Genomic DNA, 15,527 nt, shown 5'->3' on the forward strand with positions numbered 1-15,527 from the left:
TGCGCCCACGGCCCGGCGCGAACCCGGTATCAGGTGGCAAACCGCCGAAGGGGCGGTGGCATCGGCATGAAGGATGAGACAGATGGAAGAGGTTCAGACGCGCAGACCGGCACGCGGTGGTGGTGGTGCAGCGCGACGCGCCGAGCGCGGGGCCGTATCCTTTGAAACGGCGCAATATATCCGCCGCAACATTCCCAATTTCGAGGTGCTGACCGAAGAAGCGCTTGAGATCATCGAGACCAATGCCGAAACGGTGCTGGCCGAGATCGGGGTGAATTTCGTCAACAACCCCGCCGCACTGGAGCTCTGGCGCAATGCCGGGGCCGAGATCGAGGGCGAGCGTGTCCGCATCCCGCGCGGTCTGGCCCGCCAGCTTTGCGCCACGGCCCCAAAGGAATACACCCAACACGCTCGCAACCCCGCGCGCAATGTGGTCGTGGGTGGCAAGAACCTTGTCCTGGCCCCCGTCTATGGCCCGCCCTTCGTGCATGACGCCAAAGGGGGCCGCCGCTATGCCACGATGGAGGATTTCCGCAAATTCGTGAAGCTGGGCTATATGTCGAAATGGCTGCACCATTCGGGCGGCACGGTCTGCGAGCCCACCGACATCCCCGTCAACAAGCGCCATCTGGACATGCTCCATGCCCACATGACCCTGTCCGACAAGCCCTTCATGGGATCGGTGACGGAACCAAGCCGGGCGCAGGATTCGGTCGAGATGTGCGAAATCCTGTTCGGCCGAGACTTCGTGCAGAACAACACGGTGATGACCAGCCTCATCAACATCAACTCGCCGATGACCTTCGACGATGTGATGATGGGCAGCCTTGAGGTATACGCCCGCAACAACCAAGCCTGCATCATCTCGCCCTTCATCGTGGGCGGTGCCATGGCCCCTGTCTCGGTCGCGGGCACGCTGACGCAGGTTCTGGCCGAGGTGCTGGCCGGCATCGCCTATAGCCAGCTGGTGCGCAAAGGCGCGCCCGTGATCTTCGGCGCTTTCGTGACCTCGATCGACATGAACTCCGGCGCGCCCACCTTCGGGACGCCCGAGGCCAGCCATATCACCTATGGCGCGGGTCAACTGGCGCGCCGCATGGGTCTGCCGTTCCGCTCGGCAGGTTCTTTCTGCGGCTCGAAACTGCCAGACGCGCAGGCCGCCTATGAAACCGCCAACAGCCTGAACATGGGCCTGCTGTCCGGCGTGAACTTCATGCTGCATGCCTGCGGCTGGCTGGAAGGCGGGCTTGTCTCCAGCTTCGAGAAATTCGTGATGGACGCAGACCAGTTGGGCGCGCTGCACAAGTTTGCCGAAGGCGTCGCCATGGACGAGAACGCGCAGGCCATGGGGGCTATCCGCGAAGTCGGCCCCTCTGGGCATTATCTGGGCTGCGCCCATACGCAGGCGAATTTCAAATCCGCCTTCTGGCGCTCGGACGTGTTCGACTACAAACCCTATGAGACATGGCACGAGGAAGGCGCCCGCGACACCATGGCGCTGGCAGGCGCCAAGGTCGAGCAGATGCTGGCCAATTACCAGCAACCCGCGATGGACCCCGCAATCGCCGAGGCGCTGGCCGGCTATGTCGCTAAGAAGAAAGAAAGCATGGCCGACGCCTTCATGTAAGGCGCGCCCATCCTGAAAAGCTTGGCAGGGCGGTCCGCGGGCCGCCCTGTTGCATGTCGGGCAGCCCGCCGTCGCGGCGGATCAGGCCGGAACGGCCAGTTCCGGGGCTGGGGTGGCAGGCGGCACCAGCGTTGGCCGGGTCGCCCGCAGGATGCGCGCCTCGCCGATGACCGCGATCATCACCTCGACATGGCGCATGCTGGAGTAAGCCGCGTCACCCGCGCGGCGGCTGTCATCCAGACCGGCCTCCATCTCCATCAGATGCGCCAGAGCTACCGCGTTGCGCGGCAAGCCCCCATGGCCCAGAAGCCGCGGCAGATGAATGTCGCGCCGGTAATCCTCGGCCCCGATCCGCGCCGCGCGGATCAGAAGGCGCGGGCGGCGCAGATGGTCCAGACGGTGCAGGATATCGGTCATGGCGTGGCGTCCTATGCAGCATCGGGCACAGCGCCCGATGGCATCCACACAAGCACGGGTCAGGGGGATGTTGCGTGCCGTGCCGGACCAGCGCGCGCCCCCTTTGCCATTATTCAATATTTGGAAACAATTATGGCAAAAACGCCAAATCGTTAACGAACTGGTAAGAAGTGCATTCTTAGGTTGAAAGTTCTTCTGGGGATAACCTGTGGATAACTGTGGCAGGAGGGCTGACATGACAACCATAGACGGGGGTGTGACCACAATTAACGGACCTTGCGACCCTCAGCCACCCGGATGCGCCCCCGCATGGGTGCCGCAGGATGCGCTGCGCTATCTGGCCCATACCGAAGCCGGATTGCCGATCCGCGCTCTGGCCCGCAGCGCGGGTTGCCATGCTTCGACCGTATTGCGCCAGATCCGGCGGCTGGAGAACCGCCGCGATGACCTGCTGGTCGATGAGGCGCTGCGCCGCCTTGGCACCATCCACTTCACCCGCGCCCCGGCCAAGGTTCCGGTCGTGGCGCGACCCCAACCCTCGCAGAAAGAGGTAGCGCCCATGCAGACGGAATGCCTGACCCAGACACCGACGAGCGATACGGCTCCGTCCTACGAGGTGCTGCGCCGCGAGGCGCGCCGCGTCCTGCGGCGGCTGTCCGAACCCGGTGCCGTTTTGGCCGTGGCGACCGAGATGGACAAGGCCGTGGTCGTGCGTGACATCGCGGGCGGTGCCACAACCCGCACGGCCGTCGTGGACCGTCCGGTGGCGCAGGCCATGGCGCTCAAGGAATGGATCGCCTGCGATGCACCGGGCCGGATCTCGCGCTACCGGATCACCGGTCTGGGGCGCACGGCGCTGGCAACCCTGATGGCCGAAGCCGAGAACATGGCCCGCCGCGATCTGGCCGAAGGTCAGGCGCGCTTTGCGGGGCAGGGCCATCCGGCGGAAGGGGACATTGAGGACGATACCCCCCCGACGGCGACAAGACGCAGGATGCGCTACTGCGTGAACGAATCCCCGCTGCTGGCGCTGTCACGGCGGCGCGACAAGGCGGGTAAACCCTTCCTGTCCGACGAGCTTGTCGCGGCAGGCGAGAGGTTGCGCGAGGATTTCGAACTGTCCCAGATGGGGCCGAAAGTGGCCCAGAACTGGGACCGGTTCCTGACCGCAGGCGTGCAGGGTGGCGCGGCCGAGACCGGCTTGCAGCGCGGGCCCGAGGCCGCACGCACACGGATCGGCGCCGCCCTGCGTGACCTCGGGCCTGGCCTTGGGGATGTGGCCCTGCGGTGCTGCTGCTATCTGGAGGGGCTGGAACAAGCCGAGAGAAGGATGGGTTGGTCCGCGCGCTCGGGCAAGATCGTGTTGCGGATCGCGTTGCAACGCCTGCGACGGCACTATGACGATCAGGGGCAGGCGGGGTCGATGATCGGCTAAGGTTTCAGCCGCCCACCAGCCAGCCCACGAAATACGCCACCAGCGCACAGACCGACCCCACTGCCACTGTCTCGAGCAAGGCGCGGCGCAGCCTGTCGCGCGTGGCGACCCACCGCAGCAATCCCAGCGCCACCAGCGCAAGAAGGGTCATCGCGACCGACAGATAGAAGGTCGCCTGCGTCGGCTCCATGACGAAATAGGGGCTCAGCGGCACCGCACCGAAGATGACAAAGGACAGGAAGGTCATCAGACCATTCAACGCCGGATTGGCATCCTCGGGCGCCTGCATCCCAAATCCCCAGGACAGGGTCAGATCCGCCATCAAGGGCGGATGCACCGCCAGCAGACGCGCCGTCTGCACGGCCTCATCCTCTGGCAGACCCCGCGTTTGCAGCAATTCGGCCATCAGGTCGGTCTCGGTCTCGGGATCCTTGCCGATCCGCCTGATCTGGGCGGCGTGACGCTGATCGTAAAGGTCGTTCTGCGACCGCATCGACAGGAATTCGCCCAACCCCATGCTGACCGCATCCGCGAACAGGTTCGCCAGACCGAAGACCAGCACCGCCAAAGCGCCGATCTGCGCGACACCTTCAGCCCCCGCTCCGGCAAAACCGGCCACGATGGCGAAGGTGGTGACGATCCCGTCATTGCCACCAAAGACAAGCTGCTTGAGATGGTCCTGCGTCCGGGCAAGTGCGGAAGGTCCGCCCCGTTTGGCTGGCTGGGTGGCTTGCTCGGTCATGGGACCTCGTGACTGTGCAGACGCTGTTGCGGGGATAGCAAGCCCCGGCCCAAGGCGCAATCGGCGCGTGGCGGCACGGCCACTGCCGCAGACCTTCCGCAGTTTGTCACGCTTTCGTCCCAAAAACGGGCGAACCCGCTGATAAGCTTAGCCTGTTCATTCAAAGGTATGCCCATGGTCGACAATCACCACACCACATCCGCCCCGCAACTGCCCGTGACGTTCCGGCCGCACTATCCCTGGTTCGTCTGGCCCAGCATGGCCATGATGACCGTGCTCGGCCTCATCCCGCTCTGGGCCGCAAGCCATACCCTGAGCGCAAGCCCTGACGGGCTGGCCGCCGTGATCGAAACCCACCTGCTGATGATCGCCATGGGGCTTTTCCTGCTGGCCTTCCCGGCCTTGCTCATCGTCTCGACCCTGAAGGGCCTGCCCACGCTCGAGATTGACCAAGGGACAGTGTATCACAGGTCCATCACAGGCCGGGTACAGGTGATCCGCCTGTCCGACTATGCCGAAGTATCTCTGGGCGAGGCGGTTCTGGCCAAAGGCTATCAGCCCCGGCTCGAAGCCGTGCCGATGCAACCGGGCGACCCCCTCAGAACGCTTCCGCTACGTCCCTTCGTCCACACCCGCGCCGATGCCGAGGCACTGGTCTCTCTGATCCGCCACGCGGCTGGCGAAAGACCCAAGCCCACTCCGACACAGGCGATCCAGCAGAAAAACCACACCCGCAGGGAATGGCGGACCCTTTGGTTCATCATTGGCGGCGCGACAATCCTGCTGATCCTGCTCAAGTGGTATGACTGAACCCGCCGTGAACAATAACGCACATTGCGGAAAGGCGCCCCGCCACATAACTTAAGGTTATGAACATCACCCTGCGGCAACTGACTTATTTCAAGGCGCTGGCCGAGCAGCGCAATTTCGGCCGCGCGGCCGAGGTCGTGCATGTCTCGCAACCTGCCTTGTCGGTCCAGATCCGCGAGCTTGAGAAAACATTGGGCGCGGTTCTGGTTGAACGGCAGGCCCGCGATGTGGTGCTGACGCCCTTCGGGCGGCGCATCCTTGCCCATGCCGAACGCGTTCTGGCCGCGACACAGGCGCTGGGGGACGCGGCCCGCTGGCGCGGCGGGCTGTCCGGGCAGTTGCGCCTTGGTCTGATCCCGACCATCGCCCCCTATCTGCTGCCCACCGCGCTCGAAGCTCTGCGCTCGCGCGATATCTCGCTGGATGTGCAGGTGCAGGAAGCCAAGACCGGTCGCCTGTTGGCGGAGCTGCGCGCGGGCCGTCTCGATGCCGCGGTCATCGCACTCCCCTCGGCAGAAGAGGGGTTGATCGAGATCCCGCTTTTCGAGGATCGCTTCCTGCTGGCAGGCTCCGCAGCCCGTCTGGCCGCGCAGGGCGGCGGACCGGGGGCCGATGCGCTGCGCCCGATGGAACTGGGGGCAAGCCAGCTTCTGCTGCTGGAAGAAGGCCACTGCCTGACCGATCAGGCGCTGGATGTTTGTGGCCGTGGACGCGGACATGCGCAAATCAATATGGGCGCCTCATCGCTCAGTACGCTGTCGCGTCTGGTCGCGGCGGGCTTCGGCCTGACATTGATGCCCGAACTGGCCGCCCTGCAGGAACAGCGCGCCGCCCCCGACATGCATCTGATGCGCTTCTCCGCGCCCGAGCCCGCGCGTCAGGTGGGACTTGTCCGGCGCGAGGCCAGCGAGGATGACGGCTGGTTCACCGCCCTTGCCACCATGCTGTCCGACGTTGGCACCACACTCGTGGCCGAGGCGCGGCGGGGATGTCCCTGATCCCGCCATCACGGGTCCGCGCGCGGAACATTCAAGCCCTTTAAACGCCTGCGCAAAAAGAGTATCTGAAAACAACACCTCACCATCCCCCGAAAGGCAGTGCGATGCGCGACCTGAAAATCCCCGGCCAACGGCACCCCGAAAAGGCGCATCGCCCCGACAATGCCCAGCCGAAAAAGCCCGACTGGATCCGCGTGAAGGCACCGACTTCGCAGGGTTACAAGGACACGCGCAACATCATTCGCGAACACAAGCTGGTCACGGTCTGCGAAGAAGCAGGCTGCCCCAATGCGGGCGAATGCTGGAGCCAGGGCCACGCCACCATGATGATCATGGGTGAGATTTGCACCCGTGGGTGCACCTTCTGCAACATCGCCACTGGCAAACCCCAGACGCTGGACGTGTTCGAACCGGGCCGCGTCGCGGATGCCGTGGCCAAGCTGGGGCTGAACCATGTGGTCGTCACCTCGGTGGACCGTGACGATCTGGACGATGGCGGGGCCGAGCATTTTGCACAGACCATCCGCGCCATCCGCCACCGCGCCCCCGGCACCACGATCGAGGTGCTGACCCCCGATTTCCTGAAATGCGCGCCCTCCGCCCTTGAAACCGTGGTGGCCGCGCGCCCCGATGTGTTCAACCACAACCTTGAAACCGTGCCGGGCCTTTATCCCGAAGTCCGCCCCGGCGCGCGCTATTTCCACTCGTTGCGCCTCTTGCAGCGGGTCAAGGAACTGGACCCGTCGATGTTCACCAAATCCGGCATCATGGTCGGCTTGGGCGAGGATCGGCAATCCGTGCTGCAAGTCATGGACGACATGCGCGCCGCCGATATCGACTTCCTGACCATCGGCCAATATCTGCAACCCACGCCCAAACATCATGCGGTGGATCGTTTCGTGCATCCTGATGAGTTCGAAACCTATGAAAAAGCAGCCTATGGCAAGGGCTTTCTCATGGTCTCGGCCACGCCGCTGACCCGGTCAAGCTATCACGCGGGCGAGGATTTCGCGCGCCTCAACGCCGCTCGGCAAGCCAAGCTGGGCCGGGTCTGACCCGGCCAGTCATTCAACCGCGGGCAACCGCTTGAGATAGGCCGCTAGGGCGGCGCGATCCGTATCCGGCAATTGCGCCAGACTTTCCACGACAGCGGCCATGCTGCCGCCAGCGGTGTCATAGTCCGGCGTAAAACCGGATGTGAAATAGGCGATCAGATCCGCCTCGGACCAGTCCAGTTTCGCAGGCGTGATATTGGGAATCGTCCCCTGACCCGATGGATTGGGTGCCCCCGCCATCCAGCGGTCCCGGTCCAGCCCGCCCAAGACCCCGCGCGGCGTGTGGCATTCCGCGCAATGGCCCAAAGCTTCGGCCAGATAGCGGCCCCGCGCCTCGACCTCGGTCAGATCGCCCGCCACCTGCCAGCCATCCGTCACATAAAGCGCCTTCCACAGCCCCAGCCCCCGCCGAAGGGTAAAGGGAAAGGCCAGATCATGCGCCCGGTCCGGCGTCGCATCGGCGGGCAGGGTGATCAGATAGGCATGCAGATCCGCGATATCCTGCGGGCTCACCCGAGAATAGGCAGCATAGGGAAAGGCCGGATAATAGTGCTGCCCAGTGGGCGAGGTGCCGTGGATCATCGCATTGGCCAGATCGGTCACCGACCAGTCGCCGATGCCATGTTCCGGGTCAGCCGAGATATTGGGCGCGTGAAAGGTGCCGAAATCCGACACGAAGGCGCGCCCCCCGGACAGGACAAGCTTCTTATCGCCACTGGCCCCTTCGGCACTGTGACAGGACGCGCACCCGCCCGCATGAAAGACCACGGCACCGCGTGCCGGCACCCCGATCAGATCAGCATAGTCACCCGCATCAACCCGTTCAGGCGTGGTGATCCACCACCCCGCGCCGGCCAATGCGACCGCGAAAAAGCCGATGATCGTCAGCGTCTTGCGCATCCAGCGTCACGTGACGGACCGCCCCGGTCCGTCACCTGCTCCTGTCAGTTGCTGGGCACGCGATAGGCCTTGTGGCAGGCACCGCAAGCCCCGCCCAAGGGGCCCATCGCCGCCTGCAGACTGGCCAGATCGGTTCCCGCCGCCACTTCCATCGCCGTGGCCGCCGTCACCAGATCGGCGCCCTTGGACATGACGTCGGGCATGTTCTGCCACAGCTCGGCCATGACCTTGGACCCCTCGACACCCATCTCGTCCGACCCCTCGGGCCAAAGCCGCGACTGATCCAGCTGCGCCAGACTGGCCAGATTTCCCGCCGCAGCCGAGGCGGCGGTCGCGTCATAGGGCACCTCGCCCTTGGCCATGCCCCCAAGCAGACCCAGATTGAACGCATAGAGCTGCATCTGTGCCTGCCGCGCCTTGGTGGCATCGGCCAGCGCCTTTTGCGCGGCATCCTGTCCGCTGGCGGCCCCGGCCAGAATGGCCAGCCCCAGAACAGTGCCGACGACGGTCATTCCCTTGAACATTCGCGATGACTCCCAATGGTTATGCTTCACAATGTCGCAAGCCTAACAGAGAATCCGCCGTCCCGAATGAACTTTTGGTGACTTTCACCGCAGCATGCGAAACCTTGCCCGCCGACCTGTCAGGGCTCGGTGAAGCGAACCTTGCCGATATAGGGCAGGTTCCGATTGCGCTGCGCGTAATCGATACCGTAGCCCACGACGAATTCGTCAGGGATCTCGAATCCGGTCCAGTCGGCCTTGATCGGTGCCTCGCGGCGGCTGGGCTTGTCCAGAAGCGCGATGGTCCGCAGCCTGTGCGGATTGCGCGACAGCAACAACTGCCGCACATGATACAGCGTGTGGCCCGTATCCACGATATCCTCGACCACAAGCACGTCACGCCCTTCAATGGCGCCGCGCAAGTCCTTGAGGATACGCACTTCCCGGCTGCTCTCCATCGCATTGCCATAGGATGACGCCTCAAGGAAATCGACCTCGACCGGCAGGTCCAGTTCGCGCACCAGATCGGCAATGAACACGAAGGACCCGCGCAGCAGCCCCACCACGACCAGCTTGTCCGTATCGGCGAATTCCGCTTCGATCTCATGCGAGAGACTCTCGATCCGGGCCGCGATGGATTTGGCCGAAATCATGCGGTCGATGACATAAGGACGCGTCGTCATGGGTTTTCCTTGCAATTCGGCGCTCACTCTACGAAATGGTGGCCCACTGTCACGCCCAAACTGTAGCGGAACTGCGCCTGCCCATGCCCACCCATCACGAAACCCGCCGTCTGCCCTATAGCGCGCAGCAGATGTATGATCTGGTCGCGGATGTGGGAAGCTATCCGCAATTCCTGCCGTGGTGCGCTGCCGCCCGCATCCGTTCGGTCACACCGCGCGCCGACGGGGCAGAGGTGATGGAGGCGGATCTGGTCATCAGCTTCAAGGTGTTCCGCGAACGATTCGGCAGCCGCGTCACGCTCTGGCCCCAGACCAAGAAGATCGACACCGAATATCTGGACGGTCCTTTCCGCTATATGAAATCCAACTGGGCCTTTGCCGACGCCCCCGACGGCGGTTGCAACGTCACCTTCTTCGTGGATTTCGAATTCCGCAATGCGGTCTTGCAGGGCATCATCGGCGTGGTCTTCAACGAAGCCATGCAGCGCATCGTCCGCGCTTTCGAGCGCCGTGCGGCACAGCTTTACGCCGCCTGAAACCCCGCTATGCTGGCCCGCGATCACAGGAGCCAGTCAACATGAGCATCACCCGTCACCTTTCTGAATTCGCGGCTGAAACACCGACTTCCCGGATTCCCGCCTCTGCCTTGCGGATGATGCAGCTATCCTTTCTGGACTGGGCGGCGGTGGGCATTGCCGGGCGGGATGAGCCTGTCTCGCGCATCACTCGCGACATGGTTCTGGATGAGGGCGGACATCCCCGTGCCAGCCTGATCGGGCATGACGCCCGCGTGCCCCCTCGCGCGGCGGCCCTGTCCAATGGCACGACTAGCCACGCGCTCGATTATGACGACACGCATTTCGCCCATATCGGCCACCCGTCTGTTGCGGTGATCCCGGCAGCATTGGCCGTGGCCGAAGACCTGGGCGCGGACGGGGCGGCGCTGCAAACAGCCGCCCTGATCGGGGTCGAGGCGTCGATCCGCATCGGTGTCTGGCTGGGGCGCAGCCACTATCAGACCGGCTTCCACCAGACCGCCACAGCCGGAGCTTTCGGGGCAGGGCTGGCCGCAGCGCGGCTGATGGGACTGGATGCCCAAGGGTGCGCCATGGTTCTGGGCCTTCTTGCCACGCGGGCATCTGGTCTGAAATCGCAATTCGGAACCATGGGCAAACCCTTCAACGCAGGCTTGGCCGCGGCGAACGGGGTCGAGGCGGCGTCTTTGGTCGCGCGCGGCTTTGTCGCCAACGCAGAGGCATTGGAAAGCGCGCAAGGATTCGGGCCGACTCATGCCGGTGAGAAGATAAGCTCCGGTCTGGAAAGTATTGGCCAGGAATGGCTTTTCGAATCCATCAGTCACAAGTTCCACGCTTGCTGCCACGGTCTGCACGCCGTTCTGGAGGCGGGGTTGTCACTGGCGCCACTCGACGCAGGCACCATCGCGCGGATCGAGGTCACGACCCATCCGCGCTGGATGACCGTCTGCAACCAGATCGCGCCCATGACCGGGCTGGGGGCCAAGTTCAGCTATGGCACGGTGCTGGCCATGCAGGTGCTGGGCCATGACACGGCCGTTCTGGACAGTTACTCCGACGCCGTCTGTGCCGATCCTGCGGTGCAGGCTCTGCGGGCGCGGGTCCATGTGACGGCGGATGACAGCGTGGCCGAAACCGCCACGCGCCTGCGTGTGGTGCTGCATGATGGCACGGCGCACGAGGCCACACATGACCTCAACGCACCGATGACGCTTGAGGCGCGGCAGTCCAAGATCCAGACCAAGGCCCGCAGCCTGCTGGGGGATCAACGCGCGGATGCGATCTGGTCACTGATCGCGGCGCAGGCGGATGCGGCGACCTTCGCAGCAACCCTGAAATAGTATTATTTTCAATATTTTGTCGGACGAACCTTAGGCGATAGCCGCCATCAGCAACACCAAGGCATGCGCGGTGGCGGCTTGCCTGACCTCTGCCCGCCCAAGGGGCCCGAACTCGACCGTTTCAACCCGCACAGGCACTCCGTGCCGCGCGATGCCGAAACAGACCCGCCCTTCGGGTTTGAACTCCGACCCGCCCGGACCGGCAATCCCCGTGATCGAGACTGCGACATCCGCCTCGGACGCCTGCAACGCGCCGGTGGCCATCTCTTGTGCCACAGGCTCGGACACCGCCCCATGCGCGAACAAGGTAGCGGGAGAGACCCCTAGCATCTGGGTCTTGGCAGCATTGGAATAGGTCACGAAGCCGCGCTCGAACACATCGGACGACCCGGCGATATCCGTCAACGCGGCCGAGACCATTCCGCCGGTGCAGCTCTCTGCCGTGGCGATGCGCAATCCTTTTTTGCGATACGCATCAATTATTTGGGATGCTATGGTCATGTCACAACCCCAGCACGCCATGCGAGATCCACGCGCCCAGACCCACCACAAGCGCGGCCATGACACCCGCAATCACATCATCCAGCATCACGCCCAAGGGTCCGTGCTGCCGGTCCGCCCAACCCACTGGCCCGGGCTTGGTGATGTCGAACAGGCGAAAGGCCACAAAGGCCGTGACCCAACCCGGCCAGAGCGCCAGAACACCCGCGCCGGAATGGCTCGCCCCGATCATCACGGGCAAAAGGGCGATCCACTGTCCCGCAACCTCGTCGATCACGATCTCGGACGGGTCGTGATCCTCTTTTCCCTGCGTTTCCAGTGCCGTAGCCCACCATCCCAATCCAAAGACCAGCAGAATGCCAAGTCCGAACAGCGGCACGCCGCCCAGCGTGAACAGCGCCCAGCCCACAGGCAAGGCCGCCAGCGACCCCCATGTCCCCGGCGCAGGCGTCAGGTGACCGACCCCGCCAAAGGTCGCGATGATATGGCTGGCCCGGCTCATGGCTTGATCAGCGTCGCTGTCGCAAGGGCGGCAATGCCTTCCTCGCGCCCCGTGAAACCCAGACGTTCACTGGTCGTCGCCTTCACCGATACGCGCGCCGGATCAAGCTCCATGATTGCGGCCATCTCGGCCTGCATCGCGCCCGCATGCGGCCCGATCTTGGGATATTCGCAGACAAGCGTGCAGTCTATATTGCTGATCTGAAATCCATTTTCGCGCGCAAGGCCAACAGCATGGCGCAGGAAAATATGGCTCGGCGCCCCTTTCCACTGCGGGTCAGAAGGCGGGAAATGCCGTCCGATATCGCCCATGGCCAGCGCGCCGTAGATCGCATCCGTCACGGCATGCATCCCCACATCGGCGTCCGAATGGCCTACCAATCCGCGCCCATGCGGCACCTTGACCCCGCAGAGCATCACGTGGTCGCCATCCCCGAACCGATGCACGTCATAGCCATTGCCAAGCCTGATATCCATCCCGCCCCCTTGTCCTGCCAATATCCGTTCTGCCCGCGAAAAATCCTCGGGCGTGGTGATCTTCAGGTTATCCGCATGCCCCGGCGTGATGACAACCCCGATCCCGGCGGCACGGGCGACCGCGACATCATCGGCGGCACCGCCCGGATGGGCGCGATGCGCCGCCAGCAAGGGCGCATAGTGAAAGCCCTGCGGCGTCTGCGCGCGAAACAGCCCGTCACGGGACTGCGCGCCCTGCACCAGACCGGCGGCGCCTTGCCACAGCGCATCCGTGACCGGCAGACCGGGCGCTGCCCCCTCGGCCTGCGACAAAGCCGACAGCACATCCGCAATCACCTGCGGCGGCGTGCAGGGCCGCGCCACATCATGAATCAGCACGCGGGTCACGCCCTGACCCTCCAGCGCCTCAAGCCCCCGCAGGACCGAGACGTCACGGCTCGCACCGCCCGTTGTGACCACAAGCCCGGCTTCCGGTGCCAGCAGATCAAGGTCTTCGGGATGCAGCACAACCACAACGCGGTCGATCCCCGGCGCGCGGCGAAACAGATCCAGCGTCCAGTCGATCACCCGCCGCCCGGCCAGCATCTGCCACTGCTTGGGGCGATCCCCCCCGGCGCGCGTGCCGCGCCCGGCGGCCACGATGATGGCCGCAGTCGTCATGCGGGCCTGTCCTGCGGGATAACTTGGCGTCTCAACGTCGGGTCCGGTCTTGCTGTTCGTGATTGCCTTCTGCATAGGGCGCAGGCGGCCAAAGGGCAATCTGCCAGTTTCACGGTCAGTTTGCCTAAATATTAGGCAATCATTTCGGGATTGCCTATATTAGGGCCATCTCCCCGGCTGGTATCGTTGTCGGCTCGTCCGCGCTGCGATAGCCAAGCACCAACGCACAAGGAATAGGCACGTGTCACTTCAGATCGGAGACCATTTTCTGTCCTCCCCAGTCCTGCTGGCCCCATTGGCCGGAATCACCGACCTGCCGTTCCGGTCACTGGTCGCCTCTTTCGGCGCGGGGCTCGTGGTCAGCGAGATGGTCGCCTGCCGCGAGATCGTGACCGGCCGGGTAGAAGCGCGCGAACGGGCGGAACTGGGGGCGGATGTGGCGGGAACCTCGGTCCAGATCGCGGGGCGCGATCCGCACTGGATGGCCGAAGCCGCCCGGATGATCGAGGCCAATGGCGCGCGCATCATCGACATCAACATGGGTTGCCCCGCGAAAAAGGTCGTAGGCGGCATGTCGGGTTCCGCCCTGATGCGCGAGCCCGATAACGCCCTGCGCCTGATCGAGGCGGTGGTGGGCGCGGTCAATCTGCCCGTGACGCTCAAGACCCGCCTTGGCTGGGACGATGATTGCCTGAACGCCCCCCAGATTGCCCGCAACGCGGAAGGGGCCGGGATCAGGATGATCACGATCCACGGACGCACGCGCTGCCAGTTCTACAAGGGCAGGGCCGATTGGGCGGCCATTTCCCGCGTGAAACAGGCGGTGGGCATCCCGGTCATCGCCAATGGTGATATCGTGGATGCCGTCACCGCGCGCCAGGCACTTCGCCTGTCCGGCGCGGATGGCGTCATGGTCGGGCGCGCAGCACAGGGGCGGCCTTGGCTGCTGGCGCAGATCGCCCATGATCTCTATGGCACACCCGCGCCGCAGATCCCTATCGGGGCCGCTTTTATAGACATGGTGACAAGGCATTACGAGGCGATGCTGATGTTCTATGGGGCCGAACTTGGCCTGCGCGTCGCGCGCAAGCATCTGGGCTGGTATATGGATCACGCGGGCAGCCAGACCACGCTGCGCCAGCGCGTTCTGACCGCCAAAACCCCGTCCGAGGTGCTGGCCCTGCTGCCCGACGCCTTGGGCGACGCCGCCCCCCAACAAGGGAGGCAGGCCGCGTGATCGACGATTCCGCCCTGTGGTCCTCCTTGCCGGTGCCGGCCATTCTGCTGGACCCCCAAGACATGATCGCCGATGTGAACCCCGCGGCAGAACTGTTCCTCAACGCCTCGCTCAAATCCGTGCGCGGACAACCCGTCTGGGACCGGGTCATGGTTGACGCCCCCATGCAGGAGGCGTTCGACCGCGCCCGCGAAACCTCGACCCCGCTTTTCGTCAATGACGTGGACGTGGGCACGGGCGAACGCGTGCCGCTGCACTGCAACCTGCAAATCTCGCCCATGCAGGGCCAGCCCGGCTTCATGATCCTGCTGATCTCGCCGCGTGAACTGGCGGGGCGTGTGACCCATTCCCATTCCGTGAAATCCGCCGCCAAGTCCGCCATCGGCATGGCCGAGATGCTGGCGCATGAGATCAAGAACCCGCTGGCGGGCATCACCGGGGCGGCGCAGCTTTTGTCCATGGGCCTCAGCGCCGAGGATATGGAACTGACCGACCTGATCGTCGAGGAAAGCCGCCGCATCGTGAAACTGCTCGAACAGGTCGAACAGTTTGGCAACCTCAGCCCCCCCGACCGGCGCGAGGTGAATATCCATGATGTGCTGGACCGCGCCCGCCGCTCCGCGCTTCTGGGTTTCGGCGCGCATATGAAGATCATCGAGGATTACGACCCCTCCTTGCCGATGGCCTGGGGCGACCCGGACCAACTGCTGCAAGTAGTGCTCAATCTGGTGAAGAACGCCTCGGAAGCCGCTGACAGGAATGGCGGAACCATTCGGCTGCGGTCCTATTACGAACATTCCTTCCGGCTGCGACGCAGCGATGGCCTGGGCCAATCCCTGCCGCTTCAGATCGAGGTGATCGACGATGGCCCCGGTCTGCCGGCCGACATCGCGGGCGATATCTTCGACCCCTTCGTCTCGGGCCGCGAGAATGGCACAGGTCTGGGCCTCGCTCTGGTGAGCAAGATCATGTCGGATCACGACGGCTGGATTTCGGTCGATTCCGTGCCGGGACGCACGGTGTTCCGCATGTCCCTGCCACGGGCGCCGCGCGAAAAGACCAAGGATCGCAAATCAACCACTGACCAACCCTCAAGGGAGTAGAC

At 64.3% G+C, this 15,527-nt stretch carries 17 protein-coding genes; 9 read left to right on the top strand and 8 right to left on the bottom strand.

Features of this window, described 5'->3' with window-relative positions; genetic code table 11:
- Window positions 1-82: 82 nt before the first annotated feature.
- Window positions 83-1,627, top strand: a complete 1,545-nt coding sequence (locus PVW27_RS08075; RefSeq protein ID WP_274556688.1) for a trimethylamine methyltransferase family protein — start codon at window positions 83-85, stop codon at window positions 1,625-1,627.
- A gap of 81 nt (window positions 1,628-1,708) precedes the next feature.
- Here the strand turns inward: PVW27_RS08075 and PVW27_RS08080 are convergent, their stop codons facing one another.
- On the bottom strand, window positions 1,709-2,044 hold the full coding sequence (locus PVW27_RS08080; RefSeq protein ID WP_274556689.1) for a DUF6477 family protein: 336 nt from the start codon (window positions 2,042-2,044) through the stop codon (window positions 1,709-1,711).
- Window positions 2,045-2,279: 235 nt separating this feature from the next.
- On the opposite strand from PVW27_RS08080, the gene PVW27_RS08085 reads away from it, so the two are divergent.
- The gene (locus tag PVW27_RS08085) at window positions 2,280-3,479 is read left to right on the top strand and encodes a DUF6456 domain-containing protein (protein ID WP_274556690.1); all 1,200 of its coding nucleotides are present in this window, start codon (window positions 2,280-2,282) and stop codon (window positions 3,477-3,479) included.
- Between the two features lie 4 nt (window positions 3,480-3,483).
- Here PVW27_RS08085 and PVW27_RS08090 read toward each other — a convergent pair whose 3' ends face one another.
- Window positions 3,484-4,221, bottom strand: coding sequence for a VIT1/CCC1 transporter family protein (locus tag PVW27_RS08090; protein ID WP_274556692.1), 738 nt, complete (start codon window positions 4,219-4,221; stop codon window positions 3,484-3,486).
- Window positions 4,222-4,395: 174 nt separating this feature from the next.
- Here PVW27_RS08090 and PVW27_RS08095 point away from each other — a divergent pair, with 174 nt between their 5' ends.
- From PVW27_RS08095 to lipA, 3 genes are all read left to right on the top strand, one after another.
- Complete coding sequence (locus PVW27_RS08095; protein ID WP_274556693.1) at window positions 4,396-5,031, top strand: hypothetical protein; 636 nt, start codon at window positions 4,396-4,398, stop codon at window positions 5,029-5,031.
- A gap of 59 nt (window positions 5,032-5,090) precedes the next feature.
- Entirely contained in the window at window positions 5,091-6,029 is a 939-nt protein-coding gene (locus tag PVW27_RS08100; protein ID WP_274556694.1) for a LysR substrate-binding domain-containing protein, read from the top strand.
- A gap of 104 nt (window positions 6,030-6,133) precedes the next feature.
- Window positions 6,134-7,084 (top strand): lipoyl synthase, encoded by a 951-nt coding sequence (gene lipA, locus PVW27_RS08105; RefSeq protein ID WP_274556695.1) that lies wholly within the window; start codon window positions 6,134-6,136, stop codon window positions 7,082-7,084.
- A gap of 9 nt (window positions 7,085-7,093) precedes the next feature.
- On the opposite strand, the gene PVW27_RS08110 is transcribed toward lipA, so the two are convergent.
- The 3 genes from PVW27_RS08110 to hpt form a co-directional block, all read right to left on the bottom strand.
- Window positions 7,094-7,984 (bottom strand): cytochrome c, encoded by an 891-nt coding sequence (locus PVW27_RS08110; protein ID WP_274556696.1) that lies wholly within the window; start codon window positions 7,982-7,984, stop codon window positions 7,094-7,096.
- A 44-nt stretch (window positions 7,985-8,028) separates the two neighbouring features.
- The gene (locus tag PVW27_RS08115; RefSeq protein ID WP_274556698.1) at window positions 8,029-8,508 is read right to left on the bottom strand and encodes a c-type cytochrome; all 480 of its coding nucleotides are present in this window, start codon (window positions 8,506-8,508) and stop codon (window positions 8,029-8,031) included.
- Window positions 8,509-8,627: 119 nt separating this feature from the next.
- Entirely contained in the window at window positions 8,628-9,170 is a 543-nt protein-coding gene (gene hpt, locus PVW27_RS08120; protein ID WP_274556699.1) for a hypoxanthine phosphoribosyltransferase, read from the bottom strand.
- Window positions 9,171-9,253: 83 nt separating this feature from the next.
- Between hpt and PVW27_RS08125 the strand changes: the two genes are divergently transcribed.
- On the top strand, window positions 9,254-9,706 hold the full coding sequence (locus PVW27_RS08125) for a type II toxin-antitoxin system RatA family toxin (RefSeq protein WP_274556700.1): 453 nt from the start codon (window positions 9,254-9,256) through the stop codon (window positions 9,704-9,706).
- 41 nt (window positions 9,707-9,747) lie between these two features.
- On the top strand, window positions 9,748-11,046 hold the full coding sequence (locus PVW27_RS08130; RefSeq protein WP_274556701.1) for an MmgE/PrpD family protein: 1,299 nt from the start codon (window positions 9,748-9,750) through the stop codon (window positions 11,044-11,046).
- A gap of 30 nt (window positions 11,047-11,076) precedes the next feature.
- Here the strand turns inward: PVW27_RS08130 and PVW27_RS08135 are convergent, their stop codons facing one another.
- From PVW27_RS08135 to PVW27_RS08145, 3 genes are read right to left on the bottom strand one after another with little or no spacing between them, the layout of a single operon-like run.
- Entirely contained in the window at window positions 11,077-11,547 is a 471-nt protein-coding gene (locus PVW27_RS08135; RefSeq protein ID WP_274556702.1) for a CinA family protein, read from the bottom strand.
- A 1-nt stretch (window position 11,548) separates the two neighbouring features.
- Window positions 11,549-12,049, bottom strand: a complete 501-nt coding sequence (locus tag PVW27_RS08140) for a phosphatidylglycerophosphatase A family protein (RefSeq protein ID WP_274556703.1) — start codon at window positions 12,047-12,049, stop codon at window positions 11,549-11,551.
- Window positions 12,046-13,185: a bifunctional 2-C-methyl-D-erythritol 4-phosphate cytidylyltransferase/2-C-methyl-D-erythritol 2,4-cyclodiphosphate synthase gene (locus tag PVW27_RS08145; protein ID WP_274556705.1), complete on the bottom strand. Its 1,140-nt coding sequence runs from the start codon at window positions 13,183-13,185 to the stop codon at window positions 12,046-12,048. Before PVW27_RS08145 ends, PVW27_RS08140 begins: the two co-directional genes overlap by 4 nt.
- Before the next feature lie 241 nt (window positions 13,186-13,426).
- Between PVW27_RS08145 and dusB the strand changes: the two genes are divergently transcribed.
- A complete protein-coding gene (dusB, locus tag PVW27_RS08150) occupies window positions 13,427-14,422 on the top strand; it encodes a tRNA dihydrouridine synthase DusB (RefSeq protein ID WP_274556706.1) in 996 nt (331 codons plus the stop codon).
- Complete coding sequence (locus PVW27_RS08155) at window positions 14,419-15,525, top strand: two-component system sensor histidine kinase NtrB (RefSeq protein ID WP_274556707.1); 1,107 nt, start codon at window positions 14,419-14,421, stop codon at window positions 15,523-15,525. The genes dusB and PVW27_RS08155 overlap by 4 nt, the downstream gene beginning before the upstream one ends.
- Window positions 15,526-15,527 lie beyond the last annotated feature (2 nt).

It is taken from the genome of Seohaeicola sp. 4SK31 (assembly GCF_028802875.1).
GTDB lineage: Bacteria > Pseudomonadota > Alphaproteobacteria > Rhodobacterales > Rhodobacteraceae > Seohaeicola.